25 protein-coding genes and 2 pseudogenes are annotated in these 26,216 nt (G+C 66.1%); 4 read left to right on the forward strand and 23 right to left on the reverse strand.

Going from position 1 to position 26,216, the window contains the following annotated elements:
- Nucleotide 1 precedes the first annotated feature (1 nt).
- Complete coding sequence (locus tag AC1ZV1_RS02255) at nucleotides 2-1,459, forward strand: AdeC/AdeK/OprM family multidrug efflux complex outer membrane factor (RefSeq protein ID WP_484295349.1); 1,458 nt, start codon at nucleotides 2-4, stop codon at nucleotides 1,457-1,459.
- A gap of 293 nt (nucleotides 1,460-1,752) precedes the next feature.
- Here AC1ZV1_RS02255 and AC1ZV1_RS02260 read toward each other — a convergent pair whose 3' ends face one another.
- From AC1ZV1_RS02260 to ubiE, 14 genes and pseudogenes are all read right to left on the reverse strand, one after another.
- A complete protein-coding gene (locus tag AC1ZV1_RS02260) occupies nucleotides 1,753-2,187 on the reverse strand; it encodes a UPF0158 family protein (RefSeq protein ID WP_484295350.1) in 435 nt (144 codons plus the stop codon).
- A 100-nt stretch (nucleotides 2,188-2,287) separates the two neighbouring features.
- Entirely contained in the window at nucleotides 2,288-3,160 is an 873-nt protein-coding gene (locus AC1ZV1_RS02265) for a methyl-accepting chemotaxis protein (protein ID WP_484297487.1), read from the reverse strand.
- Nucleotides 3,161-3,193: 33 nt separating this feature from the next.
- Nucleotides 3,194-4,234: pseudogene (locus AC1ZV1_RS02270) on the reverse strand (methyl-accepting chemotaxis protein); the annotation flags it as partial.
- A 352-nt stretch (nucleotides 4,235-4,586) separates the two neighbouring features.
- Entirely contained in the window at nucleotides 4,587-5,459 is an 873-nt protein-coding gene (locus AC1ZV1_RS02275) for a methyl-accepting chemotaxis protein (RefSeq protein WP_484297488.1), read from the reverse strand.
- A gap of 48 nt (nucleotides 5,460-5,507) precedes the next feature.
- Nucleotides 5,508-6,539, reverse strand: a pseudogene (locus AC1ZV1_RS02280) (methyl-accepting chemotaxis protein); the annotation flags it as partial.
- A gap of 145 nt (nucleotides 6,540-6,684) precedes the next feature.
- Complete coding sequence (locus tag AC1ZV1_RS02285; RefSeq protein WP_484295351.1) at nucleotides 6,685-7,392, reverse strand: 16S rRNA (uracil(1498)-N(3))-methyltransferase; 708 nt, start codon at nucleotides 7,390-7,392, stop codon at nucleotides 6,685-6,687.
- On the reverse strand, nucleotides 7,389-8,186 hold the full coding sequence (gene tatC, locus AC1ZV1_RS02290; RefSeq protein ID WP_484295352.1) for a twin-arginine translocase subunit TatC: 798 nt from the start codon (nucleotides 8,184-8,186) through the stop codon (nucleotides 7,389-7,391). The genes AC1ZV1_RS02285 and tatC overlap by 4 nt, the downstream gene beginning before the upstream one ends.
- Complete coding sequence (gene tatB, locus AC1ZV1_RS02295; RefSeq protein WP_484295353.1) at nucleotides 8,183-8,707, reverse strand: Sec-independent protein translocase protein TatB; 525 nt, start codon at nucleotides 8,705-8,707, stop codon at nucleotides 8,183-8,185. The genes tatC and tatB overlap by 4 nt, the downstream gene beginning before the upstream one ends.
- A gap of 3 nt (nucleotides 8,708-8,710) precedes the next feature.
- The gene (locus AC1ZV1_RS02300; protein WP_484295354.1) at nucleotides 8,711-8,959 is read right to left on the reverse strand and encodes a twin-arginine translocase TatA/TatE family subunit; all 249 of its coding nucleotides are present in this window, start codon (nucleotides 8,957-8,959) and stop codon (nucleotides 8,711-8,713) included.
- Nucleotides 8,960-8,986: 27 nt separating this feature from the next.
- Nucleotides 8,987-9,325: a phosphoribosyl-ATP diphosphatase gene (locus tag AC1ZV1_RS02305; RefSeq protein WP_017520156.1), complete on the reverse strand. Its 339-nt coding sequence runs from the start codon at nucleotides 9,323-9,325 to the stop codon at nucleotides 8,987-8,989.
- On the reverse strand, nucleotides 9,315-9,728 hold the full coding sequence (gene hisI, locus AC1ZV1_RS02310) for a phosphoribosyl-AMP cyclohydrolase (protein ID WP_484295355.1): 414 nt from the start codon (nucleotides 9,726-9,728) through the stop codon (nucleotides 9,315-9,317). Before hisI ends, AC1ZV1_RS02305 begins: the two co-directional genes overlap by 11 nt.
- A gap of 83 nt (nucleotides 9,729-9,811) precedes the next feature.
- Entirely contained in the window at nucleotides 9,812-11,422 is a 1,611-nt protein-coding gene (gene ubiB, locus AC1ZV1_RS02315; protein ID WP_484295356.1) for a ubiquinone biosynthesis regulatory protein kinase UbiB, read from the reverse strand.
- Nucleotides 11,419-12,045, reverse strand: a complete 627-nt coding sequence (locus AC1ZV1_RS02320; RefSeq protein WP_484297489.1) for a ubiquinone biosynthesis accessory factor UbiJ — start codon at nucleotides 12,043-12,045, stop codon at nucleotides 11,419-11,421. Before AC1ZV1_RS02320 ends, ubiB begins: the two co-directional genes overlap by 4 nt.
- Nucleotides 12,042-12,824, reverse strand: a complete 783-nt coding sequence (gene ubiE, locus AC1ZV1_RS02325; RefSeq protein WP_045212891.1) for a bifunctional demethylmenaquinone methyltransferase/2-methoxy-6-polyprenyl-1,4-benzoquinol methylase UbiE — start codon at nucleotides 12,822-12,824, stop codon at nucleotides 12,042-12,044. The genes AC1ZV1_RS02320 and ubiE overlap by 4 nt, the downstream gene beginning before the upstream one ends.
- 150 nt (nucleotides 12,825-12,974) lie before the next feature.
- On the opposite strand from ubiE, the gene AC1ZV1_RS02330 reads away from it, so the two are divergent.
- The 3 genes from AC1ZV1_RS02330 to AC1ZV1_RS02340 all read left to right on the forward strand — a co-directional run bounded on the left by AC1ZV1_RS02330 (nucleotide 12,975) and on the right by AC1ZV1_RS02340 (nucleotide 14,773).
- Entirely contained in the window at nucleotides 12,975-13,250 is a 276-nt protein-coding gene (locus tag AC1ZV1_RS02330; protein WP_024767449.1) for a polyhydroxyalkanoic acid system family protein, read from the forward strand.
- 169 nt (nucleotides 13,251-13,419) lie between these two features.
- Entirely contained in the window at nucleotides 13,420-13,830 is a 411-nt protein-coding gene (locus AC1ZV1_RS02335; RefSeq protein ID WP_484295357.1) for a phasin family protein, read from the forward strand.
- 10 nt (nucleotides 13,831-13,840) lie between these two features.
- A complete protein-coding gene (locus AC1ZV1_RS02340) occupies nucleotides 13,841-14,773 on the forward strand; it encodes a phasin family protein (protein ID WP_484295358.1) in 933 nt (310 codons plus the stop codon).
- 78 nt (nucleotides 14,774-14,851) lie between these two features.
- Here the strand turns inward: AC1ZV1_RS02340 and AC1ZV1_RS02345 are convergent, their stop codons facing one another.
- The 9 genes from AC1ZV1_RS02345 to argS form a co-directional block, all read right to left on the reverse strand.
- Nucleotides 14,852-15,466 (reverse strand): TetR/AcrR family transcriptional regulator, encoded by a 615-nt coding sequence (locus AC1ZV1_RS02345; RefSeq protein WP_484295359.1) that lies wholly within the window; start codon nucleotides 15,464-15,466, stop codon nucleotides 14,852-14,854.
- A gap of 260 nt (nucleotides 15,467-15,726) precedes the next feature.
- Nucleotides 15,727-17,409, reverse strand: a complete 1,683-nt coding sequence (gene phaC / locus AC1ZV1_RS02350) for a class II poly(R)-hydroxyalkanoic acid synthase (RefSeq protein ID WP_484295360.1) — start codon at nucleotides 17,407-17,409, stop codon at nucleotides 15,727-15,729.
- A 332-nt stretch (nucleotides 17,410-17,741) separates the two neighbouring features.
- Entirely contained in the window at nucleotides 17,742-18,746 is a 1,005-nt protein-coding gene (gene phaZ, locus AC1ZV1_RS02355) for a poly(3-hydroxyalkanoate) depolymerase (protein ID WP_484295361.1), read from the reverse strand.
- Nucleotides 18,743-20,422 (reverse strand): class II poly(R)-hydroxyalkanoic acid synthase, encoded by a 1,680-nt coding sequence (phaC, locus tag AC1ZV1_RS02360; protein WP_484295362.1) that lies wholly within the window; start codon nucleotides 20,420-20,422, stop codon nucleotides 18,743-18,745. The genes phaZ and phaC (AC1ZV1_RS02360) overlap by 4 nt, the downstream gene beginning before the upstream one ends.
- 524 nt (nucleotides 20,423-20,946) lie before the next feature.
- On the reverse strand, nucleotides 20,947-21,318 hold the full coding sequence (locus tag AC1ZV1_RS02365) for a gamma-butyrobetaine hydroxylase family protein (protein WP_448678819.1): 372 nt from the start codon (nucleotides 21,316-21,318) through the stop codon (nucleotides 20,947-20,949).
- Between the two features lie 92 nt (nucleotides 21,319-21,410).
- On the reverse strand, nucleotides 21,411-22,751 hold the full coding sequence (hslU, locus tag AC1ZV1_RS02370) for an ATP-dependent protease ATPase subunit HslU (RefSeq protein WP_484295363.1): 1,341 nt from the start codon (nucleotides 22,749-22,751) through the stop codon (nucleotides 21,411-21,413).
- 28 nt (nucleotides 22,752-22,779) lie between these two features.
- Nucleotides 22,780-23,316: an ATP-dependent protease subunit HslV gene (gene hslV, locus AC1ZV1_RS02375; RefSeq protein WP_017520170.1), complete on the reverse strand. Its 537-nt coding sequence runs from the start codon at nucleotides 23,314-23,316 to the stop codon at nucleotides 22,780-22,782.
- 143 nt (nucleotides 23,317-23,459) lie between these two features.
- Complete coding sequence (locus tag AC1ZV1_RS02380) at nucleotides 23,460-24,272, reverse strand: SPOR domain-containing protein (protein ID WP_484295365.1); 813 nt, start codon at nucleotides 24,270-24,272, stop codon at nucleotides 23,460-23,462.
- A 6-nt stretch (nucleotides 24,273-24,278) separates the two neighbouring features.
- Nucleotides 24,279-26,018 (reverse strand): arginine--tRNA ligase, encoded by a 1,740-nt coding sequence (gene argS, locus AC1ZV1_RS02385; protein WP_484295366.1) that lies wholly within the window; start codon nucleotides 26,016-26,018, stop codon nucleotides 24,279-24,281.
- Between the last annotated feature and the right edge of the window lie 198 nt (nucleotides 26,019-26,216).

The raw sequence follows: 26,216 nt of genomic DNA on the forward strand, positions 1-26,216 counted from the left end.
TATGAGAAAGTCCTTCCTGTCCCTCGCGGTCGCGGCAGTCGTGCTGTCCGGCTGCTCGCTGATCCCCGACTACGAGCGCCCCGAGGCGCCCGTGGCCGGGGCCTATCCGCAGGGCGACGCCTACGGCGCGGCGCAGCCGGCCAATGCCGGCGCCGACATCGGCTGGCGCGAGTTCTTCAAGGACCCGCAACTGCAGCGACTCGTCGAAGTCTCGCTGGAAAACAACCGCGACCTGCGCGTCGCCGCGCTGAACATCGAAGCCTATCGGGCGCAGTACCGCATCCAGCGGGCTGACCTGTTCCCGGCGGTCGATGCCAGCTTCGACGGCTCGCGTCAGCGCCTGCCGGCGGACCTGTCGCAGACCGGTAGTTCGATGATCAGCAGCCAGTACGGCGCGACCCTGGGCATCACTGCCTGGGAAATCGACCTGTTCGGCCGCCTGCGCGCCCTGCGTGACCAGGCGCTGGAGCAGTACTTCGCCACCGAAGAGGCCCGTCGCAGCACCCAGACCAGCCTGGTGGCCAACGTTGCCAACGCCTACCTGACGCTGCGCGCTGACCAGGCCCAGCTGCAACTGACCCGCGACACCCTGGGCACCTACCAGAAGAGTTACGACCTGACCAAGCGCAGCTACGACGTAGGTGTCGCTTCGGCGCTGGATCTGCGCCAGGCACAGACTTCGGTGGAAAGCGCGCGGGCCACCCTGGCGCAATACACCCGCCTCGTGGCGCAGGATCAGAATGCGCTGGTGCTGCTGCTCGGTTCCGGTCTGCCGGCGGACCTGCCGCAAGGGCGCGGCCTGGGCGACGAACTGCTGGCCACCGTGCCGGCGGGCTTGCCTTCGGACCTGCTGCAACGTCGTCCGGACATCCTGCAGGCGGAGCACCAGCTCAAGGCGGCCAACGCCAACATCGGCGCGGCGCGGGCAGCATTCTTCCCGAGTGTCAGCCTGACGGCCAATGCCGGCACTATCAGCCCGGACCTCGGCGGCCTGTTCGACGGCGGTTCCGGCACCTGGCTGTTCAAGCCGTCGATCAGCCTGCCGATCTTCAACGCCGGCAGCCTGCGTGCGAGCCTGGACCTGGCCAAGGTGCAGAAGGACATCAACGTCGCACAGTACGAGAAAGCCATTCAGACGGCGTTCTCCGAGGTGGCGGATGGTCTTGCCGCACGCGGCACCTTCAACGAGCAGCTGCAGGCGCAGCGCGCGCTGGTGGACGCCAGCAGCGAGTACTACCGCCTGGCCGACAAGCGCTACCGCACCGGTGTGGACAACTACCTCACCCTGCTCGACGCGCAACGCTCGCTGTTCAGTGCCCAGCAGCAGCTGATCACCGACCGCCTCAACCAGCTGACCAGCGAGGTCAACCTGTACAAGGCCCTCGGCGGCGGCTGGCAGGCGACGGCGGCGGAAGCCAAGCCGATCTCCAGCGAGGCTCCAGAAGGCCGATTGTTCTGATCGAAAAACAGCAACGCCGCCCTTCGGGGCGGCGTTTTTGTTTGGGCGCGGGGCATGGTCTGCCGCGTGGGCGTGGCCGATCGCGGACGGAGTCTGCTCCTGCGCCAACGGTTAGCACGGTGCTCCGTGCAGGAGCAGGCGATACCCGCGATCACGCCGATGGGGCGCTCCTACAGCGGGCGACCAGGTTCGGACCGGTTCGCGAGCAAGCCCGAGCGCTCCGTGTTGGCCGGCTGCCTGCAGGAGCGAGCTTGCTCGAGAACCTGCGGGTTGCATCGATGGTCGGGGCCGCTCTACAGATAAGCGCCGGGGCTGCGTCCGGCCGGCTGGATCTGGTTGTCCGCCAGCCAGTCCAGCGCGCACTCGCGTAGCCGTTCGCCCTGATAGACGTACCAGGCCTGCAGCAGCTCGGGATAGCCCATCAGCACATGGCGGAAGGCCTTGAACGGCTTGCGCCCCTCGATGGCATTGGCCAGGGCGGAATAGGCGTGGGGTTCGGGCACTTCGCGGAGGAAATCGCGCATCAGGTCCAGCGACTGGCTGCTGCTCAAGGGCTCAATGGGCAGCAGGCGTTCCGGCTCTCGCTGCAGCAGCTCGGCCAGCTCCGGGTCGGGGTCTTCTTCCGGGATCAGCAGCACCTGGCCGCTGAACAGGTCGAGGTAGTGATCGATACCCTGGGTATCGAGTGCGAAGGCCAGCTCGTCGAGGTCGATGGTCAGCGGGCGCATGGTCACTCTCCCTATATGGCGAGTGACCGATCCTACGCCATGCGCATGACAACTGTCCTGCCCTTGTCGGTCGGCGCGGGCGCACCGACCGACTGCTGCCTTACAGGCGGAAGCGCCCCACCTGCAGTTGCAGCTCGTTACCCAGGCGCGCGAGCTCGGTGCTGGAGCTGGCAGTCTGCTCGCTGGCAGCGGCGGACTGGTCGGCGATCTCGCGGACCTGCACCACGCTGCGGTTGATCTCCTCGGCGACGCTGCTCTGTTCCTCGGCAGCCGAAGCGATCTGCAGGTTCATGCCCTGAATATCGGCCACGGTACGGGCAATCACGCCCAACGCCTCGCCGGCGCGGCGGGTCAGTTCCACCGAGCTGCCGGTCAGGCGGCGGCTGTCGTCCATGCGCGTCACTGCCTCCTGCGCGCCGCGCTGCAGGCCGGCGATCAGGCCCTCGATCTCGGCGGTGGACGACTGTGTGCGCTGGGCCAGGCCGCGCACCTCGTCGGCGACCACGGCGAAACCGCGCCCGGCCTCGCCGGCGCGGGCGGCCTCGATGGCGGCGTTTAGCGCCAGCAGGTTGGTCTGCTCCGCCACCGATTTGATCACGTCCAGCACGCTGCCGATCTTCTCGCTTTCCTTGCGCAGCAGCTCCATGGCCTCGGCGGAGCGATCCACCTCGGTCGCCAGGCGATCGATCTGGTTCACGGCATTCTGCACCACCTGGTCGCCCTCGCGGGCCTGCTGGTCAGCCTGTTGCGCGGCGGCAGAGGCCTGCTCGGCATTGCGCGCGACCTCCTGCACGGTGGCGGCCATTTCATGGATGGCGCTGGCGACCTGTTCGGTCTCGACACGCTGGCTGTTCACGCCGGCGCGGGTCTGTTCGGTGACGGCGGAAAGCTCGTCAGCGGCGGTAGCCAGTTGGCTGACACTGCCACCGATGTGGCCGAGTAACTGCGCCAGGCTTTCGCGCATGCGCAGCATCACCCGCTGCAGCTGGCCCAGCTCGTCGCTGCGTTGCAGGTTAAGGTCGCGGGAGAGCCCCTGGGAGAGATCACCCTGGGCAATGCGCTCGGCCAGCTCCAGGGCTTCGTGCAGCGGGCGGACGATCTGGCGGTTGATCGCCCAGCCCGACAGCAGGCCGAACGCCAGGGCGAGCACGGCGATGAGGATCTGCCGGGTCTTGGCGGCAGCGGTCTCGGCGTCGTTACGCGCCAGGGTGTCGTCATAGAGTCGGGTGGCGGCCGTGAGCACCGCCTCGCTGGCGCCGTTCAGCCCCTTGCGTGCCTGCAGGGTGGCGTTGACGCCGTCACGGAAATGTTCGATACCGCGGCGGTAGTTCTGCAGGTCCTTCAGTGCGGTGCTCAGGCCGTCGGTGGCGATGGGCGGCAACTGGCTCTGCAGGGCGGTGCCGGTGTCGCGCAGCGTGTCGAAGGCGGCGAAGGCAGACTGCTCGGCGCTGGCGGATTGTTCGAAGACATAGCCGCGCACCTGGTAGCGCACCACCAGCAATTGCTGGTGCAGTTGGCCGACCGCCTGGGCGCTGTGCAGCAGTTGGGTGTCGCCAGGTTGTTCGGCGAGCAGCTCGAAGAGTCGCTTGTCCAGCGCTTCGAAGGCCTGCAGGGCGCTCTGCGCGCTTCCCACCAGGGTGCCGCGGGCCTGGGTGCGCTGGTCCACGGCACGAGTCAGGGCGGCGAAGGCTTCGCGATACTCGCTGACGGCCTGGCGAGCGGCATCCAGCTGTTTGACGTCGATGTCGCTGCCCTTCAGGCGCTGCTCGATCAGCTCCAGCATCCTGGTGCTGTGCTGCTCGACGCGCTCGGCCTGGCTGCGATCGCCGCCCAGCTCGAATTGCAGGCGCGCGAGGTTGGCCTGCTGGCTGAGGTCGTTGAGTTCGGTGATGGTCGCCATCTGCTGGCCGCGCTGGGCCTGGTTATCCAGGCTGCCCAGGCCGCTGAGCAGCACCAGCAGCGTCAGGAAGAGGAGGATGCCGAAGCCCACTACCAGCTTCAGGCTGACGTTCAGGCGTCCCAGCTGTACTACTAGCCAATCGTACATGTCGAATACTCCAGGCAGGCGTCGCCGCGGGATCGACGGCCCGGGGCTGGCAAGAGCGAAAAGTGCAGAGGCGAGGCAAAATTGTCGGGACGCATCTTCGTGCGTCAGAGGCTATCGGCCGCGAAAAGCGAAACTGAAGGCGGGAATTGGTCGCGATGTTTCCGCCGCGGCTCGGCATTGCGCCGAGTACCGCGGCGAAACCTGCAGGAGCGAGCGTGCTCGCAAACAAGCCCTGCAGGGGGGGGCGGTTCGCGAGCACGCTCGCTCCTGCGAAAAGCCGCTGGGGCGATGCTCGGGAGTGGCGGCCAGAAAAAGCCCGCATTGCGCCGGCTTTTTTGCGCGGCGATGCGGATCAGACGCGGAAGCGGCTGACCAGTACCTGCAGCTCGTTGCCCAGGCGAGCCAGCTCCACGCTGGACGCGGCGGTCTCCTCGCTGGCGGCGGCGGTTTGCTCGGAGATGTCGCGCACGTTCATCACGCTGCGGTTGATCTCTTCGGCCACGGCGCTCTGCTGCTCGGAAGCGGCGGCGATCTGCTGGTTCATCGACTGGATGGTCGACACGGTGCGGGTGATGGCGCCCAGACGTTCGCCGGCGCGACGGGTCAGGTCGACGGTGCTGACGGTCAGGTCGCGGCTGGTTTCCATCATCTGCACGGCCTGCTGGGTACCGCTCTGCAGGCCGGCGATCAGCTCTTCGATCTCTTCGGTGGAGGATTGGGTGCGCTGTGCCAGGCCGCGCACCTCGTCGGCCACCACGGCGAAGCCACGGCCGGCGTCGCCCGCGCGGGCCGCTTCGATGGCGGCGTTGAGTGCCAGCAGGTTGGTCTGTTCGGCCACCGCCTTGATCACGTCCAGCACGCTGCCGATCTTCTCGCTTTCGCGCTTGAGCTTGAGCACCGATTCGTTGGTACGGCCGACTTCGCCGGCCAGGCGGTCCATCTGGGTCACGGCTTCGTTCACCGCGCCTTCGCCGTCCCGGGCCTGGCGGTCGGCGGCGGAGGCGGCTTCGGAGGCTTCTTCGGCGTTGCGTGCGACTTCCTGCACGGTGGCCGCCATTTCGTTCATGGCGGTGGCGACCTGGTCGGTCTCGATCTTCTGGTTGTTCACCCCGGCGCTGGTCTGCTCGGTCACCGCGGACAGCTCCTCGGCAGCACTGGCGATCTGCGTCACACCGTCGTGGATGCGGCCGATCAGTTCGCGCAGGGAAAGGTTCATGCGCTGCATGCTCTTCTGCAACTGGCCCAGCTCGTCGTGGCGAGTGGTGGGGATATCACGGCTGAGATCGCCGTCGGCGATGCGCTCGGCATGGCCCAGCACGTCGCGCAGCGGATTGACGATCTGCCCGGTGATGATCCAGGCGGCGATGCTGCCCAGCACCAGGGCAATCAGCGAGGCCAGGCCCAGCAGGGTCTTGGCCTGGGCGACACCAGCGTCGCGCTTGGCGGTCTGGGTGGTGGTCAGGTCGCTGCTCAGCTTCTCGATCTGCTGGCCGGCGTCGCGCATGCGGTCGCGGGCGGCCTGGCTGTCGTTGACCTCGTTGCGGTAGTTGGTCAGCGCGTTGCGGTAGGTTTCCAGCGCGTCGAGGGTGGCGCGGAACTCGCTGTTCAGTTCGGCCGGCGAAGTGCTCATGTCGCTCTTCACGCCGTCGATCAGCGTCTGCAGGGCGGCGAAGGCGGGCTGCTCGAGGTTCTGCGCGTCGGTGCTGGTGTAGGCCATCACCTGCAGGCGTGCCTGCATCACGCCACGGCCGAGGCCGGCGAGGTCCTGCAGGTGCTGCAGGCCTTCCGGGCTGCCGTTGCTGACCAGCTTCTGCTCGGCCTTCTGCATACCCTCGCTGACCGCGCCAGCGGCCTTGATCAGCGCTTGCTTGGCGGCATCGCGCTCTTCGAAGGACTTGAGCAACTGGGCGTAGAGCTTGCGGTATTCCACGCTCAGCTCATGCTGCTGGTCGATGACGCGGCGGTCCTCGGCCTCGGTGAAGCGCTCATTTAGCCCACGGTGGCGCTGGTCCAGCTTGTCCAGGGTATCGAGCACCGCCTTGGCGTCTTCCGGCGCTCGGGTGGACTGGAATTTGAGGCGGGCGATGCGCAAGTCCTTGGCGATCGCGATCAGCTCGGAAATCTCACCGAGCTTGTCGCCGCGGCTGATCACGTTGCCCAGGTTGATCCAGCCGGTGAGGGCGATCAGCAGGGTGAGCAGCAGCACCAGGCCGAAGCCCGAGGCGAGTTTGAGTTTGACAGTCAGGTTGTTGAACCAGCGAAACATGAAGGCGGCGCTCCAGGGGTGAACGGGGCCGGTACGCATGGCTGAGCAGGAAATGCGCAGAGTGGGGACGACCGGTACCGCTGATATCGGCTTCGCTGCGGGGAACTGAAGGGTTTTGCGGTAATTTTCTGACTGGTGGTTCACGCTGGAGGCCGCGTGGTTACTGGCCTCTAGCCATTCTCCGTTAGTACAGGCGTGCCAGAAGTGCGGTCACCGCGGTCTCGACGCGCAGGATGCGTTCGCCCAGTTGCACGGGGGTGAGGCCGGCTTCGCGCAGCTTGTCGACCTCGTAGGGAATCCAGCCGCCTTCGGGGCCGATGGCCAGGGTCGCGGGTTCGCTCAGCGCACGGGGACACTCGGGCCAGGGACCGGGATGGCCGATCAGGCCGAGGCTGCCGGCAGCCATGGCGGGAAGGCGGTCCTCGACGAAGGGCTTGAAGCGCTTCTCGATGATCACCTCGGGCAACACGGTATCGCGGGCCTGCTCGAGGCCGAGGATCAGTTGCTCGCGCACGGCGCCGGGCTCGAGGAAGGGGGTCTGCCAGAAGCTCTTTTCCACCCGGTAGCTGTTGAGCAGAACCAGGCGCGGTACGCCCATGGCGGCGACGGTCTGCAGCACGCGACGGAGCATCTTCGGGCGGGGCAGGGCGAGCAGCAGGGTCAGTGGCAGTTTGGCCGGCGGAGCCTGGTCGAAGCTGACCTGCAACTCGGCCTCGCTGGCGTCCAGACGCAGCAGGCGGCCTTCGCCCATCAGGCCGCCCAGGCGGCCGACGCGCACCTGATCACCGCTTTCGGCGCGATGGACCTCCTGCATGTGGGTGAGTCGGCGGTCGCGCAGGATCACGCGGTCCGCCGCGACGAAGTCGGCGTCGTCGAGCAGCAGCAGGTTCAAGGGCGTGTAGCCGGCGGCTGGTCGCCCTTGGATTCGGTTTCGTCCTCTTCCGGCCCACGCTTGCGGATCAGGTGGCTGAACAGCACGCCGGCCTCGAACAGCATCCACATCGGTACCGCCAGCAGGGTCTGCGACAGCGGGTCCGGCGGGGTGAGGACCATGCCGACCACGAAGCAGCCGATGATCACGTAGGGGCGGATCTTCTTCAGGTAGGCGACGTCCACCACCCCGATCCACACCAGCAGCACGGTGGCCACGGGAATCTCGAAGGCGACGCCGAAGGCGAACAGCAGGGTGAGGAAGTCCAGGTAGCTGTTGATGTCCGTCATCGGCGTCACGCCTTCCGGCGCCTGGCCAAGGAAGAAGTGGAACATCAACGGGAACACCAGGAAGTAGGCGAAGGCCATGCCGGCATAGAACAGCACGATGCTGGAGGCCAGCAGCGGCAGGGCGACGCGCTTTTCGTGCTTGTACAGGCCGGGTGCGATGAAGCCCCAGACCTGGCCAAGGATCACCGGCATGGCAATCAGCACGGCGACGATCATGGTCAGCTTCAGTGGCGCGAGGAAGGCCGACGCCGGGTCGATGGCGATCATGGTCGCGCCTTCGGGCAGGAAGCGGCGCAACGGCTCGGACGCCAGCGCGTAGATCTTCTGCGAGAAGTACAGCAGGCCGATGAAGATCACGAAGATCGCGACCACGCAGCGCAGCAGGCGCGTGCGCAGTTCGGTCAGGTGCGAGACCAGGGGCATTTCCTGGTCGTGTTCGGGCTGGTCGGGCTTTTCGGCGCTCATGGGGTACGCGGCGTCTCGGACGAAGCGGGCGGCTGACTCGGCTGCTCGGACAGGCCCGGTTGAGGGGGCTGCGGCGCGGCAGCGGGCTCGGTCGGTGCGACGGTGGGCGCTTGCGGGGTGGCGGGCGCAATGCCCGCGCCTGGCAGGCTGTTCAGGCGGCTGTTGGGCGCGATGCTGGGGGCCGCGGGCGGCTCGGCAGGCGTGCCCTGACCGTCGGGCTGGGCCGATGGCTGCTGCGGATTGAAGGTTTCCCGGGCCTGCTCCTGCAGGTCGGTCAACGGCGCCATCAGCTTCTTGGCTTCCTGTTCCATCTGCAGGATGTGTTCATTGTGCAGCTGGCGGCGGATTTCATCCGCACCCAGTTCGCGCTCCACTTCCGTCTTGATGGCGTTGAAGCTGCGTTTGAGCCGGCCGATCCACAGGCCTGCCGTGCGCGCGGCGCCCGGCAGGCGGTCGGGACCGAGCACCAGCAGGGCGACGAGGCCAACCAGCAGCAGTTCGCTGAAGCTGATACCGAACATGAATCAGTCCTTGCGCGCCGGCTCTTCGACCTTCTGCGCCTGGGCATCGATGGTGTGCGGCTGGTTCAGCGACGGGTTGCCGGCAGCGGCGTTCGAGTCCTTCTTCTCGTCTTCTTCGGTGTTCATCGCCTTCTTGAAGCCCTTGATGGCTTCGCCGACGTCCGAACCCAGGTTCTTCAGGCGCTTGGTGCCGAACACCAGGACCACGACGATCAGGATGACGACCCAGTGTTTCCAGTCAAAGATGCCCATCTTGTTTTCCTCGCAATGTTGTCGGGTTCAGGCAGACGGCTGGCGCGCGGCCTTCTCGTCATGCCCGGAAAGGCCGAAGCGACGATCCAGCTCGTCCAGTACTGCCTGTGGGTGCTGACCGAGGGCGGCGAGCATCACCAGGGAGTGGAACCAGAGGTCGGCCGTTTCGTAGATCAGGTCCGTGCAGTCGCCACTGCTGGCGGCGTCCTTGGCGGCGAGAATGGTTTCCACCGACTCCTCGCCCACCTTCTCCAGGATCTTGTTCAGGCCCTTGTGATACAGGCTGGCCACGTAGGAGCTGTCCGGTGCGGCATTCTTGCGCGCTTCGAGGACTTCCGCCAGACGGGCGAGGGTATCAGTGCTCATGGGGTTTTCCTGTACCTACGTGGGAGTAGATGGCATCCGGGTCCTTCAGGACCGGATCGACCGTCTGCCAGGCGCCATTCTCGAACACCCGGTAGAAGCAGCTTTCGCGGCCGGTGTGGCAGGCGATGCCGCCCAGTTGCTCGACGATCAGGATCACCACGTCGGCGTCGCAGTCCAGACGCAGTTCATGCAGCTTCTGCACGTGCCCGGAGTCCTCGCCCTTGCGCCAGAGCTTGCCGCGCGAGCGCGACCAGTAGATGGCGCGGTTCTCGGCAGCGGTCAGGGCCAGGGCCTCGCGGTTCATCCAGGCCATCATCAGCACGCGGCCGGTGCGATGGTCCTGGGCGATCGCCGGCACCAGTCCATCGGCATTCCACTTGATTTCGTCCAGCCAGTCTTTCATCTCGGGTTCCGTACAGCGGGCACGCGCGGTGCCCGGAGCCACTGTGTATAGCGGTTAAGTGTGCCAGCCAGTGCGGCGACTGGCTATCGGCGCAGAATCAGATACAGACCACCGGCCAGCATCGCCCACGCCGGCCAGGCGGCGAGGCTATCGGTGGAGAGCCCGGTCTCGGCGGCGCCGGCGACCAGCACCGCGCCGATCAGTCGCGCCGGCCACGCGCCCGCGCCAGGGCTGCGGGTCTCGATGACCAGGCGCTTGTCCGGATCGGGATCGCGGGACAGGCGTTCCAGGGTTTCGCGCGTCATCTGCGCCAGGTGCGGCAGTTGCTCGATGTGCTGCTGGGCGTTGCGCATCAGGGTGCCGGGGCTCATGCGCTCGCGCATCCAGCGTTCCAGGTAGGGTTGCGCGGTGGTCCACAGGTCCAGCTCCGGGTAGAGCTGGCGGCCCAGGCCTTCGATGTTCAACAGGGTCTTCTGCAGCAGCACCAGCTGGGGCTGTACTTCCATATTGAAGCGTCGCGCGGTCTGGAACAGGCGCAACAGCACCTGGCCGAAGGAGATGTCCTTGAGCGGCTTCTCGAAGATCGGCTCGCACACGGTGCGGATGGCTGCCTCGAAATCGTTGACCTTGGTCTCGGCCGGCACCCAGCCCGAGTCGATGTGCAGCTGGGCGACCTTGCGGTAGTCGCGCTTGAAGAAGGCGATCAGGTTGCGCGCCAGGTAGTCCTGGTCCTCGTCGGTCAGGCTGCCGACGATGCCGCAGTCCACCGCGATGTACTGCGGGCTCCATGGCGTGCGGGTGCTGACGAAGATGTTGCCGGGGTGCATGTCGGCGTGGAAGAAGCTGTCGCGGAACACCTGGGTGAAGAAGATCTCCACACCGCGCTCGGCCAGTGCCTTGAAGTCGGTGCGCTGGTCGCGCAGGGTCTCCAGGTCGGTGACCGGGATGCCGTAGATGCGCTCCATCACCAGGACCTTCGGGCGGCACCAGTCCCAGTAGACCTGGGGCACGTAGAGCAGCGGCGAGCCGTCGAAGTTGCGCCGCAGCTGCGAGGAGTTGGCCGCTTCACGCAGCAGGTCCAGCTCGTCGTAGATGGTTTTCTCGTAATCGCTGACCACTTCGGCCGGGTGAAGGCGGCGGGCATCGGCGGAGATGCGCTCGGCGGTACGGGCGAGAATGTGCAGCCAGGCGATATCGGAGCGGATCACCGGTTCCAGGTTCGGGCGGATCACCTTGACCACCACCTCTTCGCCGCTCTTCAGCTGCGCGGTGTGGACCTGCGCGACCGAGGCGGACGCCAGCGGCTCGCGTTCGAAGCGCGAGAACACCTGCTCGATCTTCGCGCCCAGCTGTTGCTCGATGAGCGCCACGGCCTGTTCCGGCGGGAAGGGCGGCACCTTGTCCTGCAGGAAGGCCAGCTCCAGAGCGATGTCGTCGGGGAGCAGGTCGCGGCGTGTGGAGAGGATCTGGCCGAACTTGATGAAGATCGGTCCGAGGTCCTCCAGCGCCAGGCGGATGCGCGCACCGCGGCTGAGGTCCAGCGGCTTGCGCGGCAGCCAGCGCCAGGGCAGCAAACCGCCGAGCAGGCGCAGCCACCAGGGCAGGAAAGGCAGTTCGAGGACCATGTCGTCCAGACGGTAGCGGATGGCTACGCGCTGGATGCGCAGCAGGCGGCGAAAGGCGAGCAGCTTCATGCGTCGGGCTTGATCTTCTGGGTCAGGCGGGTGATCCGCGCGTCGAGGCGGTCGAGGGACATTTTCAACTGGTCCAGCTCGGCGAAGCGCGCTTCGGCTTCATGCTGGCCGACCAGGGTGCGGCTCTCCTCGGCGAGGTAGTCGGCGAGGCTCAGGCGCAGGCTTTCCAGGCTGTCGCCGGCCCACGCCATGCCGCCGCGCACGCGCGCGCCAAGCAGGTGTGCGGGCACCGGGCCCAGCCAGCGGGACACTTCGTATTCCCAATCCAGCTCCAGGCTCTGGAGGATGTCGGCCAGCTCCAGCAGCATCGCGCTGTCGCCACCCATGGTCACGTCCGGGCTGTGCAGGACGCGGGTCTTGTCCTTGGCCAGCGCCAGTTGCAGCAGGCTGCCGGCGGGCGCGACGAGGGTGCAGTCGGCCTTTGCCTCGTGGTGCGCGGCCAGGTGCAGGCCGTCGGCGTCGGGCAGGATGAACAACCGCAGCGCGGGCGCCTGGCAGTCCACTTCCAGCACCTTGCCGGCGAGCCGGCCAAGACGCCGCAGGGCCACGCCGTCGAGCCGCAGCACGCGGTTGACGGTGGCTTCGGCGCTGGCCAGGGCGGCCTGCAGGAGCAGCGTCATCAGGGCTTGATGCCGCGGTGCAGGGCGACCACGCCGCCGGTCATGTTGTGGTAGGTGACGCGGTCGAAACCGGCCTCCACCATCATCGACTTCAGCGTTTCCTGGTCGGGGTGCATGCGGATCGATTCGGCGAGGTAGCGATAGCTCTCGGAATCGTTGGTCACCAGTTTGCCCATCAGCGGCAGCAGGGTGAAGGAGTAAGCGTCGTAGGCCTTGGACAGCAGGCTGCTGGTGGGCTTGGAGAACTCCAGCACGAGCAGGCGGCCGCCGGGCTTGAGCACCCGCAGCATGGAGCGGATGGCTTCGTCCTTGTGGGTGACGTTGCGCAGACCGAAGGCGATGGTCACCGCGTCGAAGTAGTTATCGGGGAACGGCAGCTTCTCGGCGTCGGCCTGGACGAAGTTGACGTTGCCGGCGACGCCGCTGTCGAGCAGCTTGTCACGGCCGACCTTGAGCATCGAGGCGTTGATGTCGGCCAGCACCACTTCGCCGGTCGGGCCGACCAGGCGGGAGAACTGGCGGGTCAGGTCGCCGGTGCCACCGGCGATGTCCAGCACCCGGTTGCCGGCGCGCACGCCGGACAGTTCGATGGTAAAACGCTTCCACAGACGGTGGATGCCGCCGGACATCAGGTCGTTCATCAGGTCGTACTTGGCGGCGACCGAGTGGAAGACCTCGGCGACCTTCTCGGCCTTCTCGCTCTCGCGCACGGTCTTGTAGCCGAAGTGCGTGGTGGGATCGGCGCCGTCCTGGCCGGCTTGGGGCTTGCGCGGTTCGCTCATGGCATTTCTACCCTGGAAGTCAGTGGCGGGCATTCTAACAGGAAGCACGGAAAACGCCGCCCCGGTCGCCACCCCGTGAGGGCTGCCGGGGTGCGGCGATACGGCGCGGCGCGTATGATCGGCTGGGTCAGTCAATCGCGGAGTTCCAGCATGTCCCGTATCCACGTCGAACGTTCCCACTCCCTCGGCCTCGAAGCCGCTCGCGCCAAGGCCGAGAAGCTCGCCGACAAGCTCGGCCGCGAGCACGGCGTGAGCAGTGAGTGGCAGGGCGACACCTTGCTGTTCAAGCGCAGCGGCGTGGACGGGCGCATCGAGGTGGGCGCGGACAAGGTCGCGGTGGATGTGAAGCTGGGCCTGATGCTCTCGGCCATGGGCGGCCTGCTCAAGGGCGAGATCGAGCGCGCGCTGGACAAGGCCCTGGCCTGATTCCCCCGGCCCCGCTCCCGGCGGGGCCATGCCGCTTTCCGGCGGCGTCGGCTGCGGCCGCAAAGCCTGGTATGTGTTTTCTAATTTTCCTCGCTACCTTGGCTCACAGTCCCGCCTGATGCGGGCGGTTATTCGACATCATCGAATCTGAACCCTGTGAGGTGCCACCATGGCCAAGGCTGTCAGCAAGAAGAAAGTCGCAGAACTCGAATCCTCCCTCTATTCGGACGCCAAGCACTACGCCCGGCAGATCTGGCTCGCGGGCCTGGGGACCTATGCTCGCGTGGGCGCCGAAGGCAGCGAGTACTTCAAGGAACTGGTCAAGTCCGGCGAGTCCGTGGAGAAGAAAGGCCGCGACCTGGTGAGCACCCAGATCGACGCCGCCAACGACAGCGTCAAAGGTCGCCTGCACAGCGTCAAGGCCAAGCTCAACTTCGAGAAGATCGAAGCGGCGTTCGACGCGCGTGTCGCGTCCGCCCTCAATCGCATCGGAATTCCCTCCAGACGTGATGTGGAGGCGCTCTCTGCTAAGCTGGATGAGCTGAGCGCAGTGCTCGAGCGTGTCGCGAGAACTCAATAAGGAGAGCAGGATGGCTGGCAAAAAAACTACCGATAAAAAAGAGTCCAGTTGGATCGGCGAGATCGAGAAATACTCGCGGCAGATCTGGCTGGCCGGCTTGGGGGCCTACTCGAAGGTCAGCAAGGACGGCAGCAAGGTGTTCGAGACCCTGGTCAAGGACGGCGAGAAGGCTGAGAAACTGGCCAAGACCGAAGTCGAAGGTGCGGTGAAGACCTCCGCCCGTTCCGCGAAGTCGCGCGTCGATGCCGTCAAGGGCGCCGCGATCGGCAAGTGGGGCGAGCTGGAAGAGGCTTTCGACAAGCGCCTGAACAGCGCGATCTCGCGCCTGGGCGTACCGAGCAGCCGTGAAGTGAAAGACCTGCACAGCAAGGTCGACAGCCTCACCAGGCAGATCGAGAAGCTCACCGGCGTCAGCGTTGCCAAACCGGCCGCCAAGGCCGCCGCGAAACCCTCAGCGAAAGCCGCCGCCAAGCCGGCCGCGAAACCCGCTGTGAAGACCGCGGCTTCCAAGGCTGCTGCCAAACCTGCAGCGAAGCCTGCTGCCAAGCCCGCCGCTAAAGCCGCCGCCAAACCGGCTGCCAAGGCTGCTGCGAAACCCGCTGCCAAGCCTGCCGCGAAGCCGGCTGCCAAGGCTGCGGCCAAGCCCGCCGCAAAACCGGCCGCCAAGCCCGCTGCAGCGAAAGCCGCCGCGAAGCCGGCTGCCAAGCCCGCTGCAAAACCGGCTGCTGCCGCCAAGCCTGCCGCTGCGAAACCTGCAGCCAAGCCGGCCGCGGCGAAGAAACCTGCCGTGAAGAAGCCCGCTGCACCGAAAGCCACCGCCAAGCCGGCCGCTGCAAAACCGGCTGCCGCTCCGGCCGCCACCCCGGCACCGTCGGCTCCCGCCGCCGCACCGGCCGTGACGCCGTCCGCCGCGGCTCCGGCAACGCCGCCGTCCCAGGCCTGATCGGTCTGCTGCAACATCCACGCCCGGCCTCGCGCCGGGCGTTTTCATTCTCTCAAGGGAACGGCTTGCTGGGGAAAGTCAGGGCGCGAGGTAGCGCTTGGCGAGACGTTCGGCGATCAATTGCGAATCCGGGCGCAGGTGCGGCGCCACCAGCATCATGACCTGGAACACCACCTGGCGGACGTCGCCTTCGTGGCCGAGGATGCGCTGGTAGTCGAGGGAGAACAGCAGGGTCAGGGTGATCTGCTCCACCAGTTGGCCGAGGGCCTCGGTGTCGCTGACCAGTTCGTCCTGCGCCTTGAGCTGCGCCAGCAGGGTGGCCAGGGTGCGCTTGAGCTGATTGAGCCAGGCGCGCACGCCGCGGGCGAGCCTGGGCAGGCGCCCGGCAAGGTTGGAGAGGTCCTGGAAGAGAAAGCGGTAGTGCGCCAGGCGCTCGACGATCAGGTGCAGGAACAGCCAGTAGTCCTCGGCACCCAGCCGCACGTTTTCCGGCGGGTCGAGCAGGGGCGCCAGTTCGTCCTGGAAGCGCTCGAACAGCGCCAGCACCAGCGGTTCCTTGCCATGGAAGTGGTAGTAGAGATTGCCGGGGCTGATGCCCAGTTCAGTGGCGATCTCCAGGGTGGACACGTTGGGCTCGCCCTGCTCGTTGAACAGCTGCAGGGCGCATTCGAGAATCCGGTCGCGCGTTTTCATCCGTGTACAGGCTCCAGCCGCAGTGGGGCCGACGATAGCCGTGGGGAGGGTGACTGCCAATGGCTGTGCGGCAAACTTCTGCACGGAGCATTCTTTGCGCTTCGCTCCAAGGGTAGCCGGGAGAGTTTTTCGGAGGATGGCGTGGCGCGCAGCGATACCCATCAATTCCGCGCGCCGACGGCATGGGTATCGCTGCGCTCCACCCGTCCTACAAGAGCCTTCACGGTGCTGGCTGGGCAATTCGTTTCGGGTTGCCGAGATCAGCGCACGTGCACGTAGGTCCCCGGCGCCGCTTCCCTGGGCGGGTATTCGGCGTTGCCCAGGTCGAAGCTCACCGGGCGTCGTTCGCCCGAGCGCTCCTGGATCCATTCCAGCCACAGCGGCCACCAGCTGCCTTCCTGGCGCTTGGTGTCGTAGTACCAGGCGCGCGGGTCGGAGCTGATCTTGCCGTTCTCGAAGTAGCAGGCCTTGGGATTGCCCGGCGGGTTGAGGATGCTCTGGATGTGCCCGCTGTTGGACAGCACGAAGCGGGTCTCGCCGCCCAGCAGCTGGGCCGAGCGGTAGACCGCGTCCCACGGTGTGATGTGGTCGGTGATGCCGGCGACGTGGAAGTTGTCCACCGCGACCTTCTTCAGGTCGATGGCGGTACCGTTGACTTCCATCGCGCCGGGGCGGGCCAGTGGGTTGTGCTTGAAGAAATCGAGGAAATCGCCGTGCAGCGCGGCGGGCAGGCGGGTGTTGTCGTTGTTCCAGTAGAGGATGTCGAAGGCTGGCGGCTGCTTGCCCAGCAGGTAGTTGTTGACCCAGTAGTTCCAGATCAGGTCGTTGGGCCGCATCCAGGCGAACACCTTGGCCATGTCGCGGCCGTCCAGCACGCCGTGCTGGTAGGAGCGGCGCTTGCTGGTCTCGAGGGTCTGCTCGTCGGCGAACAGCGCGGCGGGGGTTTCTACCTGGCTGTCCAGCAAGCTCACCAGGTAGGTGGCGCTGGCGATCTTGCGCAGTTGCCGGCGCGCCTGCAGGTGGCCTTGCAGGGCAGCGATGGTCAGGCCGCCGGAGCAGGCGCCCATCAGGTTGATGCTGCGGCTGCCGCTGATGGAGCGGCACACCTCGGTGGCTTCATCCAGTGCGGTGACGTAGGTCGACAGGCCCCACTCGCGGTGGCGTGCGTCGGGGTTGCGCCAGCTCACCATGAACAGCTGCAGATTGTTCTTCAGGGCGTACTGGACGAAGCTCTTTTCCGTGGTGAGATCGAAAATGTAGAACTTGTTGATCTGCGGCGGCACCACCAGCAGGGGCTTGGCATACAGGTGCTCGCCCATCGGCTTGTACTGGATCAGCTCCAGCACCTCGTTGCGGAACACCACCGCGCCGGGCGTGGTGGCCAGGTTCTGGCCGATCTCGAAGGCGCTGCGGTTGACCTGGCTGGGCATGCCGCCGTTGTGCATCAGGTCGTCGAGCAGGTGCTGCGCGCCCTTGAGCAGGCTCTGCCCGCCCGTATTGAACAGCTCTTTCACCGCCAGCGGGTTGAGCAGCGTATTCGAGGGCGAGGCGGCGTCGGAGAGAATCGACAGCAGAAAGCGCGCGCGGGCGCGGTCATCGCTGTTCAGGTCGCTCTCGTCGACCCAGGCCAGCAGCTGCTTCTGCCAGGCGAGATAGGTCTGCACGGTGCGTCGGTAGAAGGGATTCAGGCGCCAGGACGGATCCTGGAAGCGGGCGTCCTGCGGGTTGGGTTGCAGCGGCGAATCGCCGATCAGCACCTTGCCGACCTGCTTGCCGAAGGCCGCGAGATGCCGTGCCGAATGCATCGGTTGGCGCACGCCCTGCAGGGCGAGCATGCGCAGGGTGGACAGCATGTCCTTGCCGCGCAGGCCGACCATCGCGCTTTGCGCATTCATGTACTCGGTGGGGACGGGGACGCTACCAGGCTCAGCTTTCTCTCGCATGAACAGCACTCCGTAAAGGGTCCGACCTGCCAATGGCGACGCAAGCCCTGTACCAGAACGGGGAATAGCCCGTTCCAGACGCCTGCCGCCGGTTCGAGGGGTGTGCACGGGTATCGACGCGAGAGGATAGCTGCCCGAAAACAGGGCAGCGGATCAGCAACCGGGTTGCCCTGCGGTCACCTTCGAGGTGGCCGTAGCGCGGGTCCCGAATCAGGCGCTACGTGTCGATACCCGTGAACACGCCTGTTTGTTGTTCGGCTCTTTAAAAAAAGTGCCTGCAGAGCGATCGGTCAAGGCAGGATGCCCACCGACTGTGACGAAGCTGTGATGCTTCAGCTGGCTTTGGGTGCGAAGGGACGCGGGTGAATGATCGCGCGCTGCCGTTCTTCCTGGAGGAATTTCATGATGATCGGTGCGACGGTTTCCGCGCGGGTCACCAGGAACAGGTGGCCGTCGTCGATCACGTGCAGCTCGGAGTTGGGGATGCGCCAGGCCAGCATGCGCATGTTGATCAGCGGGATGATCGGGTCGTCGTCGCCGGCCAGGATCAGCGTCGGCTGACGGATCTTGTGCAGCCAGTGGATGCTGGTCCAGCCGAGGCCGGCGAACAGCTGCCAGTAGTAGCCCATCTTGCCGGACGAACGCACCTTGCTGGCGAAGGCCATGGCCAGTTTCGGGTCGCGGCGGAAGGCGCCACCGTAGATGTCCGGGGCGATGTGCACGCCGTAGGACGGCTGGATATAGCGGCGCGGGCTGGCCATGCGCCAGAGTACCGCCGGCTTGCCCGGCACCATCACCGCGCCGGCGGCGGTGGCGGCGAGGATCAGCTTCTTGCAGCGCTCGGGGTAATCATGGGCGAACTGCTGCGCCAGGGCGCCGCCCCAGGACACGCCAATGGCCGTTACCTGGCCGTAGTCCAGGTAGTCGAGCATCCGCGCGGCCAGCTTCGCCAGTCCCGGGAAACGGTACGGCGTGCTCGGGGTGGACGAGCCGCCGACGCCGGGGACGTCGAAGGCGATTACCTCCAGGTCCGGGTCCAGCGCGGCGACGAAGGGGAATACCAGTTCCAGGTTGGCGCCGATGCCGTTGAAGATCAGCAGCGGCGTCATGTGTTCCTTGCCCGGACGCACGGCGGTGCGGATGGTCTGCCCGTCGAGTTCGATGGTGCGGAACTCGAAGGGCTGCGCCGCCGGCGCCTTGCTCGGCAGTATCTCCTCGTCGCTGCGTTTGCTGCGCGCGCGCCGGCTCGTCGGCGCGGCCACTTCCATGGCCGTCGACGATTCTGGGGTGTTGGCGTCGTCCACGGCGCCGGCTTGCGGGAGGAGTTCTGTTTTCATCGTTCGTGTACGTAGGTTCCGGGGGAGACTTCGCCGGCCGGGTGGGCCTTGTTGCCCAGGGCGGTCGGTGCCTTGCGCGTCTTGCCCGAGCGTTCGGCGAGCCAGTTCTGCCAGTGCAGCCACCAGGAGTCGGCATGCTTGCTGGCGTTTTCCTGCCAGGTCTTCGGATCGGCCGACAGCTCAGGGCCGGTCATGAAGCGGGCCTTGGGGTTGCCTGGCGGATTGAGGATGCTCTGGATGTGCCCGCTGTTGGAGAGGATGAACTCGCACTTGCCGCCCAGCAGGCGCGCGGAGCGGTAGCAGGCTTCCCAGGGCGTGATGTGGTCGGACAGGCCAGCCACGCAGTAGAAATCGCAGGTGACCTGCTTCAGGTCGATCGGCGTGCCGGAGACCTCCAGCGCGCCGGGACGGGTCAGCGGGTTGGTCTTGAACATCTCGACCAGTTCGCCGTGCAGCGCGGCCGGCAGGCGTGTGGTGTCGTTGTTCCAGAACAGGATGTCGAAGGCCGGCGGCTCGTTGCCCAGCAGGTAGTTGTTGACCCAGTAGTTCCAGATCAGGTCGTTGGGCCGCATCCAGGCGAACACCTTGGCCATGTCCTTGCCTTCGAGCACGCCGGACTGGTAGGAGCGGCGCTTGGCGGCTTCCAGGGTCTTCTCGTCGGCGAACAGGGCGACCTGGGTGTCCAGCTCGAAGTCCAGCACGCTGACCATCTGCGTGAACGCATGCACCTTGTTCTCGCCCAGGGCGGCGTAGTGGCCGAGCAGGGTGACGGTGGTGATGCCGCCGGAGCAGGCGCCGAGCATGTTCAGGTCCTTGCTGCCGGTGATGGCCAGGACCACGTCGATGGCTTCCTTGAGCGCTTCGATGTAGGTCGTCAGGCCCCACTCGCGCTGCGCCTTGGTCGGGTTGCGCCAGCTGACGATGAAGGTCTGCACCTGATTGCGCAGGCAGAAGCGCGCCAGGCTCTTCTCCGGTGACAGATCGAAGACGTAGAACTTGTTGATCTGCGGCGGCACCACCAGCAGCGGGCGTTCGTGCACGCTCTCGGTGATCGGTTTGTACTGGATCAGCTCCAGCACATCGTTGCGGAACACCACCGCGCCTTCGGTCAGGGCCAGGTTCTTGCCGACTTCGAAGGCGTCCATGTTGACCTGGCTGGGCATGCCGCCGTTGTTCACCAGGTCCTTGGCCAGATGGGTGAGACCGTCGAGCAGGCTCTTGCCGCCGGTCTCGAAGAAGCGTTTGACCGCTGCCGGGTTGGACAGCGTGTTGGTTGGCGCCATCGCCTCGGTCATCAGGTTGATGACGAACTGGCCGCGGCTGATGTCCTGGGGCGACAGATCGCTCTCGCCCATCCAGGTGTGCAGCTCCTTGCGCCAGGCGAGGTAGGTCTGCAGGTAGCGACGGTAGAGCGGGTTCTGGCTCCAGGCCGGGTCGTTGAAGCGGCGGTCGTCGTCTGATGGCTTGAGTTCGGATTTGCCGAGCAGCACGTTCTTCAGTTCGAGGCCGAAGTGGGTCACGTGCTTGGCGCTGTGGAAGGGCTGCTTGATCGCTTGCAGCAGCACCATCCGGGCAGAGGTGAGCAGGTCCTTGCCGCGAATCCCGATCACCGGGTTCAGGGCAAGTGTGTTTTCCGCGGCTTGCTGGGGTAGATCGCTGTTGTTCTTCTGGGTCATCGGCGACGCTCCATTGTCCTGAGACGCATACTGGCGGGGCTCACCTGGGTGACGTAAGGCCAAGTACTTCTCGGGGTTGCGGAACGTGGAGACAGCTCCACGCGATTCATCACTTGGCGGCATCACTGGAAAGTCAGGTGGCCACGCTTCATGCACTGATTCTTCCGTGCACTGCACTGCCTTGGTTACCCGAGTTTCCTTCGCCGCGCAAGCTGGTGCAGCGTGGGCCTTCTCCTAGGAGTATGTCGGGAAAAGTTAGAAAACGCGCCCTAGAGCGGGGGCATCTCGCCAATCTCCTGACGGCGGCCACGCGAGCAGCAGTCTGCCGGAGGAATGTTGCAAATGGCGTGCCCTGGACGATTGCCCGACGAAGGTTGGTGAGCAGGGGGAGGTGGAGAGCAAGGATCGAGCGAGTTGGAGGCGCGGATTGGCGCGCGAGTCGATTCATCTCTGCAGGAGCGGGCTGCTACGCAGACTAGCCATGTGGGCGCGACCGCGCCCATGGGCGCTCCTGCAGGGAAAACCTACAGCATGAGTTTGACGACAGACTCCGACGGATCGCGCGACTTGCCGGCCTTTTCCAGTTGCGCCAGGTAGTCGGCCCACATCTCGTCGTGGCGCATACACAGCTCGTAGAGGTAGTCCCAGGTGAACAGGCCGCTGTCGTGGCCGTCGTCGAAGGTCAGCTTGAGCGCGTACTGCCCGGCCGGCTCCAGGTTGCTCAGGCCGACATTCAGCTTGCCCACCTGCAGCACCGGGTTGCCGTGGCCCTGGACTTCCGCCGACGGCGAATGCACCCGCAGGAACTCGGCGGACAGCTCGTAGGATTGCTCCCCGTAGGTCAGCGAGAGCTTCTTCGAGGCCTTGTGCAGCTTGATGGCGGAAGGGATGCGCATGGACGGCTCCTGAACGGCGATTCCGCCATTGTAGCGCCGGCGGAAAAACAGCGGGGCGCCCTGAGGCGCCCCGTCGCAGCGATGTGGATCGCTTAGAGGATGTAGCGGGACAGGTCTTCGTCCTGGGCCAGTTCGCCCAGGTGACCGTTGACGTAGGCCGCGTCGATCACGATGGCCTTGTCGCTGTGCTCGCTGGCGAGGTCGGCGGCATCGAAGGACACCTCTTCGAGCAGGCGCTCGAGCAGGGTGTGCAGGCGACGGGCACCGATGTTCTCGGTCTTCTCGTTGACCTGGAAGGCGATTTCCGCGAGGCGCTTGATGCCGTCGGCGGCGAACTCGATGTCCAGGCCCTCGGTCTTCAGCAGCGCGGTGTACTGCTCGGTCAGCGACGCATGCGGCTCGCTGAGGATGCGCTCGAAGTCGCTCGGGCTCAGTGCCTTCAGCTCGACACGGATCGGCAGGCGGCCCTGCAGTTCCGGTACCAGGTCGCTGGGCTTGGACAGGTGGAACGCGCCCGAGGCGATGAACAGGATGTGGTCGGTCTTCACCATGCCCAGCTTGGTGTTCACGGTGCAGCCTTCGATCAGCGGCAGCAGGTCGCGCTGTACCCCCTCGCGGGAGACATCGGCGCCGCCCACGTTGCCGCGCTTGGCGATCTTGTCGATCTCGTCGATGAAGACAATGCCGTTCTGCTCGACCGCTTCCAGGGCGCGAGCCTTGAGGTCTTCTTCATTGACCAGGCGCTGCGCTTCCTCGTCGCGGATCAGCTTCATGGCCTCGGCGACCTTCAGCTTGCGGCTCTTGCGCTTGCCCTTGCCCATGTTGGAGAACAGGCTCTGCAACTGGTTGGTCATCTCTTCCATGCCGGGCGGGGCCATGATTTCCACGCCCGAAGGGATATCGGCGACCTCGATGTCGATTTCCTTGTCGTCCAGCTGGCCTTCGCGCAGGCGCTTGCGGAACAGCTGGCGGGTGTTGGAATCCTCGCGTGCCGGCTCGTCGCCGAAACCGGTGGTGCGCGCCGGTGGCAGCAGGGCGTCGAGAATGCGTTCTTCCGCGGCGTCTTCGGCGCGGTATTTCACCTTCTGCACTTCCTGCTCGCGGAGCATCTTGATCGCGGCATCGGCGAGGTCGCGGATGATCGACTCGACGTCACGGCCGACGTAGCCGACTTCGGTGAACTTGGTCGCTTCCACCTTGATGAATGGTGCGTTGGCCAGCTTGGCCAGGCGACGGGCGATCTCGGTCTTGCCGACGCCGGTCGGGCCGATCATCAGGATGTTCTTGGGTGTCACTTCGGCGCGCAGCTCGACCGGCAGCTGCATGCGCCGCCAGCGGTTGCGCAGGGCGATGGCGACGGCGCGCTTGGCGTCGTCCTGGCCGATGATGTGGCGGTTGAGTTCGTGGACGATCTCGCGGGGAGTCATGGACATGTGACGGGCTACTCCGGAACGACAGCGCTTAAACGGCGCTGTCGAGCTCCTCAAGGGTCAGGTTCTGGTTGGTGAACACGCAGATGGAGCCGGCGATGTTCAGCGCGGTCTCGGCGATCTCGCGGGCGCTCATGTCGTCGCTGCCTTTCTGCAGCAGGGCCAGCGCCGCGGCCTGGGCGAAGCCGCCGCCCGACCCCATGGCGATCAGGCCATGCTCGGGTTCGACCACGTCGCCGTTGCCGGTGATGATCAGGGAGGCGTCCTTGTTGGCCACGGCCAGCATGGCTTCCAGGCGGCTCAGGGAACGATCGGTACGCCAGTCCTTGGCCAGCTCGACGGCGGCGCGCACCAGGTGGCCCTGGTGTTTTTCCAGCTGCTGCTCGAAGCGTTCGAAGAGGGTGAAGGCATCGGCGGTGGCGCCGGCGAAGCCGGCCAGTACTTCACCGTGGTACAGGCGACGGACTTTCTTCGCGTTGCCTTTCATCACGGTGTTGCCCAGGGAAACCTGGCCGTCGCCGCCCATGACGACTTTGCCATTGCGGCGGACAGATACGATGGTGGTCAAGGGTCTTACTCCACACTGCGGGGCGTTGTGCCCGAATGCAGAGTCAGATGGGGACTACGAAGGCGGGGTTCAAGTCCTGCGCCGGACGAGTAGCGCGCATTTCGCGCGCCGCCCGTCGGCGCAAGCCTTGCGGTGGCCGGGGGTCAGCGGGTCTGGCGCTGCTGTAACAGCAGGTTGCTGAACCCGTTGCCGGCGAGTTGCTTCTGTGCGGCGGAGGCCTTGGCGCGGTCGCCGTAGGGGCCGACCATCACCCGGTACCAGGTTTCGTCGCGGACGGTACCGGACTCCACGCGGGCGTTCTGGCCCATCATGATGATCTGCGCGCGCAGGTGGTCGGCGTCGGTCTGTTTGCGGAACGAGCCGGCCTGCAGGTAGTACTGGGTTGCGGCCACCGCCGGCGGCGGCGTCGGCTTGGCCGGCGCCGTGTCGCTGGCTGGAGCCTGCGGCAGAGCCTGCTTCTGCGCGCTGGCGACCTGGGTCGCGGGCGGCGTGGCGGGCGTTGTCGGCTTGACCACCGCGGGCGGCGGCGGATTCTGCCCGCTCAGCGCAGCCAGGGCGCGCTGGGTGTCGATCTTCTCGGCTTCTTCCTTGGTTGCGACCACGGTTGCCGGCTGCTGCGGCTTGGCTGGCGGCGGCACGGCTTCCGGCGGCACGGCGACTTCCGAGCCGGGCAGCAGGGTGTAGAAGTCGTACTTGGGCTTCACCCCGGTGGGGGCGGCCGGTTGCTGTGGCTGCACGGTGCCGGAGGGCTTGTTGGAGCCGACCACGGTCTTGGGCGCCTCCGGCTTCTCGCGTTTGACGTCGTTGCGACCCGGCTCCAGCTTCATCAGGAACATGATGAAGCCGCCGATGGCCAGGCCGGCGACCAGCCAGACCCAGCCGGGGACCGACGTCTTCTTGGCCGGGGCCTGGTAGCGGCTGGCGCCGCGCTTGGGAGCGGGTTTCTTCTTCGCCATGGGTGCTTACATGCGCTCCAGGGTTTCCAGGCCCAGCAGCTCCAGGCCCTGCTTGAGGGTACGGCCGGTCAGCGCGGCGAGGCGCAGGCGGCTTTCCTGTTGCGCCGGGTCTTCGGCGGTGAGGATCGGGCAGTGTTCGTAGAAGCTGGAGAACAGGCCGGCCAGCTCGTACAGGTAGGCGCAGAGGATGTGCGGGACACCCTTCACGGCGACGTTGTTGAGCAGGTCGGTGAATTGCGCCAGCTGCGCGGCCAGGGCGATTTCCTGGGGCTGCTGCAGGACGATCTTGCCACCCACCTGGTCGTAACCCTTGCCCAGCTTGCGGAAGATGCTCGCCACGCGGGTGTACGCATACAGCAGGTACGGCGCGGTGTTGCCCTCGAAGCTCAACATCAGGTCGAAGTTGAAGCTGTAGTCGCTGGTGCGGTGCTTGGACAGGTCGGCGTACTTCACCGCGCCGATACCGACGGCGTGGGCAATCTGGCGCAGGTCCTGCTCGCTGAAGTCGGGGTTCTTGCCCTTCACCAGGGTGTAGGCGCGCTCTTCGGCTTCGATCAACAGGTCGATCAGCTTCACGGTGCCGCCGTCGCGGGTCTTGAACGGCTTGCCGTCGGCGCCGTTCATGGTGCCGAAGCCCATGTGCTCCAGGTCCATGCTGGCCGGGACGAAACCGGCGCGGCGGGCGACTTCGAACACCTGCTGGAAGTGCAGGGCCTGGCGCTGGTCGACGAAGTACAGCACGCGGTCGGCGTGCAGCACCTTGTGGCGGTAGCGCATGGCAGCCAGGTCGGTGGTGGCATAGAGGTAGCCGCCGCCGGCCTTCTGCACGATCACCGGCAGTGGCTCGCCTTCGGCATTCTTGAACTCGTCGAGGAACACGCACAGGGCGCCGTCGCTCTCGACCAGCAGGCCCTTGGCGGTCAGGTCGGCCACCACCTGGGCGAGGTCGTCGTTGTAGGCGCTCTCGCCCTTCACGTCGGCCATGGTCAGTTTCACGCCCAGCAGGTCATAGACCTTCTGGCAGTGCGACAGGGAGATGTCGTTGAAGCGGGTCCACAGAGCGATGCACTTGGGATCGTTGGCCTGCAGCTTCACCACCAGCTCACGGGCACGGTCGGCGAACTCGGGGGACTCGTCGAAGCGCTTCTTGGCGGCGCGGTAGAAGACTTCCAGGTCGTGCAGTTCGGCCTGGGCGTCCACCGGTTGCTCTTCCAGGTAGGCCAGTAGCATGCCGAACTGGGTGCCCCAGTCGCCCACGTGGTTCTGGCGGATCACGGTGTCACCGAGGAACTCCAGGACGCGGCTGACGGCGTCGCCGATGATGGTCGAGCGCAGGTGGCCGACGTGCATCTCCTTCGCCAGGTTCGGCGAGGACAGGTCCACCACCACGCGCTGGGCCGGGCCGGCCTTGCGTACGCCGATGTGGCCGTCGGCCAGGGCCTTGTCGAGGCTGGCGGCGAGCCAGGCCTGGTCCTGGAAGAAGTTCAGGAAGCCGGGACCGGCGATCTCGACCTTCGCCACTTCCGGGCTCTGCGGCAGTGCCGCGACCAGTTTGGTGGCGAGGTCGCGCGGCTTCATGCCGGCCGGCTTGGCCAGCATCATGGCGATGTTGCTGGCGAAGTCGCCGTGGGTTCGGTCCTTGGTGTTCTCCACCTGGATGTCAGGCGTCAGGCCGGCCGGCAGGGTGCCGTCTTCGGTGAGGCTGACAAGGGCTTGCTGGATCAGGTGGCGAATCGTGTCTTTCATGGTTTTCTCCGTGCTCGCGTGCATCCGGCGCGCGCGACCGGTTATCGGGCTCAGAACCGCGCATTATCCGTGGCCGGGCATGGCTTGCCAACCGCGGAGCGCTCCAAGTTCAGTCTCGCCGCTGTGCCATCCGTCGCGGCTGATGGAAGTCAATGTAGGACGGATGTGCAAGCTCAAGCGGTTCTATCCGCAGGGAAC

The organism is Pseudomonas sp. BB438 (assembly GCF_057180225.1).